This window comes from Methanophagales archaeon (genome assembly GCA_021159465.1).
GTDB lineage: Archaea > Halobacteriota > Syntropharchaeia > Alkanophagales > Methanospirareceae > G60ANME1.
Genome location: JAGGRR010000145.1, coordinates 1 through 3,291 on the forward strand (window position 1 = coordinate 1; position 3,291 = coordinate 3,291).

The window sequence follows — 3,291 nt, forward strand, 5'->3', positions numbered from 1 at the left end:
TGTAAAAAATAAAAATAAAAAATGTTGTGCTAATCTCGTGAAATCTCGTGGTTTATTACTTGCGATTTATTACCGAAATGACTACTGTTTTTGGTTTTAGAATAGCTTACCACGGTTCATTATCCCGTTCGGGTCAATAACCTTAAGAAACTTCTTCCATACCTCCGAAAGATACCCTATTCGTTCCACGGTGGGTTCTATTATTCCCGCATAAGGTCTGAACCAGCCATAGATTCCTATGTCCAACAATTTATGGAACTGTTTATCATTGTAAGACCTCAACTTCGCACCGAATTCGGGATCACTACCATCGTAAAATATGTCAAGCTCGAAGTAGCAGAGCTGACCGTGAAAACTGGATATCGGGTCGAGATAGAAATGGATATTGTTCGCAGGGATTCCGACCTCCAATGCCGTCTTTTCATGCGCTTCATAATATTGCGTAGTCAGCTTCAACGGTCCATAGAATCCGATGCAGTGGTAATTACCCTTACCCTGCAAGCCGAAGACCATACAGCTCTTCTCCGCACCTCCCAGACTCTCATGCTTAAATGTAGTTCCGAATTCTGATGGCAAGTCCAGGACCTTCCCGTGTGATTCCTTCATATACTCACGCATTAACCTGTCCTTTGCCTCAAATATGCCATCTATGCCTTCTACCAGCACGCACAGGACGAACTTCGGTAGCTCCTCGTATGGATAATCAAAGGTGCCAAATATCCCTTTTAACCAGCTTTGATTGTCCACCAGCCTTATACTTGCTGCCAGTTCATCGTTCATCAAATTATAAATGAACTTCTGCGGCGTGCTCACATCGTCAAAACCGATGAAGTACGTTTTTGTGTTGTCATATAACCGGTAAAGTTTCGCCGTTAATTCGGTTACTACACCACATGTCCCGGGATGTGCACAGAATATACCGGTAAAGTCTGGACCTACGCCATATCTAAAGTAAGGCATATTAGAGAGAGCTCTTGAGCCCGTTTTTATCGTCTCGCCATTCGGTAGAATCATCTCATACGAGATCGTGTGGTCATGCCCATCAGTCGCAGCGGTCTGATATATCCCGCGCAGGTAATAATTTACCAGTACACTAACGGTAAGCGGTGCATCAGGAAATGCCGGTCGCAACTTATACTTCCGCGTTTGCTCAAACAGCATCCCAAATGTCACACCTGGCTCCACGGTAGCGGTCTTCATCTCTGGATTTACCTCTATGATGCGATTCATTCGCCCCAGGTCCAATAAGATACTGCCATCGTGAACCGGGATTGTCAGACCACGCACATTTATTCCCGTGCTGTAGGGTATCACCGGGATCTTCTCCCTATTCGCGAGCATTAAAACCTGCCTCACTTCTTCTTTACTACCTGGTCGCACAACGTATGCAGGATTCTTTGCAGGCACGAAATGCCAGTGCTGATCTCTCGAATACGAGGTGCAAATCGCTATATCCTCTGTGGCGTTCTCCTCGCCCACTATCGCTCTCAATTCCTCTATCAATCTCATTCCCATTTCTTTAACCTAAAGTCAGGGTGTGAGCGTATTTAAAAGTTATTGCTTTTGCCCACGGTTAAGCTCTTATCCACAAGCTCCACAATATCATATACTCTCGTTCCCTTTCCTTCTTTCTCCGCCGCCTCTCTCAAATTCCGTTTACAGAACGGGCACGCACTCACAAGTGCCTCAGCACCTGCTTCTCTCGCTTCCTCCAGTCGTTCGGTAGCACACCACAATGCGAACCCATCATAAGCGGACTTTACGCCACCACCAGAGCCACAGCACCATGCCTGCTCCCTCTCTCGCTTCATTGGCTTTATCTCTGCTACTTTACCCAGAACCGCTCTTGGCTCGTCATATATGCCCAGATCCCTGCCTAAATGGCATGGGTCGTGATAAGCCACCTTCATATCGCCCTTCTTCAGGTTCATATTCACATCGCTATTGCTATTGCTATCGCTATTGCTATTGCTATTGCCATTCTCGGATCGTGCTAAGAACTCCGTAGCATGTAGCAGTTCAACACCCATGTCAGGATAATTATTCCTGAAAGTCTTCATACAGCCGGGGCATGTAAAAACAACGGTCTTTGCGCCACTCTTCTTTATCTCTTCAATATTGTGCGCCACGAGCTCCTTCGTCGCTTCTACCTGACCCGTTCTGAATAATACCGAGCCACAGCACCATTCCTCATCCATCACCTGATATTTTATGCCTAATTTATTGAAGATTGCGATCATGGCATCTGCAATCTCCGGCACTCTGTACCGTGCAGTGCAGCCGATATAATAGAGAACATCAGCATTACTGTCGGTTGATTTCGCATCATATTTGTAGTTGTACTTCTCACCATACGCATTCCTTGTTTCTTTTATCTTCTCTGCAATAGCCCTGTGCTCTTCGAGAATCCACCCCTTAGTTGCCATCTCGTGCCGCATCACTTCAAACAGTTCCGGTGCGCCCAGCTCCACGTTCGTTATCTGCTTACACTTCTCGTAACACGCTCCGCATGCCGTACAGGCATATACCGATTTCAGTAGTCCATCTGAAGGTTCGGTTATCTTTCCCTCTAATATCGCCCGAAAAATTTCCATCTTGCCCGGCGCGTAGAACGCTTGATAGCCGTAATATTGCCCGCTGGGACATAACGGCAGCCATTCATCGCCCGGATGAAAACTCGCAATGCTACACAACTTGCACTTCACACAGTGGTAAATCGCACTCAGTACCTTCTCTCTCTCCAGTTCCATATTCTCAGCCTCCACGGATATAATATAATAGAAAGTAAATAAAAAATAAAAGATGGTATATGAAAGCGGTAATATTAGCAGCGGGAAAAGGCGAACGACTCTCTGCTGCGATAAATGTGCCAAAACCTCTTACTCCTTTGCTCGGTCTCACAGTCATTGAGCGAGCGATATTATCGCTGAAAGAATGTGGAATAACCGATTTTGTAATCGTCGTTGGGTATAGAAGCGAAGAGGTGAAGAGATATGTGGAATCACGATTTCAAACTCATGCTGATGTGAATATAAAATTCGTTCAGAACGAGGAATTTGACGAAGGAAACGGGCTATCAGTGTGGAAATCGAGAGAGGCGGTGGATAACGAGGATTTCATACTCATGATGTGTGACCATGTCTTCGAGCCGGGCATTGTGAAACAGCTCCTGAGTTATGCTCCTGGTACAGGTAAGTGCATACTGTGCGTGGATAGACCTGAGAACGTATTTGACCTGGCAGACGCCACGAAAGTGCTTGTAGTAGGTGAGCGAGGTCAAAAGCGCCCAAA

Annotated in this window: 3 protein-coding genes; 1 reads left to right on the top strand and 2 read right to left on the bottom strand. The window is 46.0% G+C overall.

Annotated features, from left to right (window positions below; genetic code table 11):
• Positions 1-96 precede the first annotated feature (96 nt).
• Both J7J01_06620 and J7J01_06625 read right to left on the bottom strand, forming a co-directional pair.
• On the bottom strand, positions 97-1,509 hold the full coding sequence (locus tag J7J01_06620; GenBank protein ID MCD6210545.1) for an FAD-binding oxidoreductase: 1,413 nt from the start codon (positions 1,507-1,509) through the stop codon (positions 97-99).
• Between the two features lie 38 nt (positions 1,510-1,547).
• Positions 1,548-2,750, bottom strand: a complete 1,203-nt coding sequence (locus J7J01_06625; GenBank protein ID MCD6210546.1) for a hypothetical protein — start codon at positions 2,748-2,750, stop codon at positions 1,548-1,550.
• Between the two features lie 59 nt (positions 2,751-2,809).
• Between J7J01_06625 and J7J01_06630 the strand changes: the two genes are divergently transcribed.
• Positions 2,810-3,291: NTP transferase domain-containing protein (locus J7J01_06630; protein ID MCD6210547.1), on the top strand; the 482-nt coding region annotated here is incomplete at its 3' end.

What these genes read in the sequence shown, in the direction of transcription:
- J7J01_06625 (MCD6210546.1), bottom strand. Translation starts at nt 2,750, where the DNA reads ATGGAACTGGAGAGAGAGAAGGTACTGAGTGCGATTTACCACTGTGTG.
- J7J01_06620 (MCD6210545.1), bottom strand. Translation starts at nt 1,509, where the DNA reads ATGAGATTGATAGAGGAATTGAGAGCGATAGTGGGCGAGGAGAACGCC.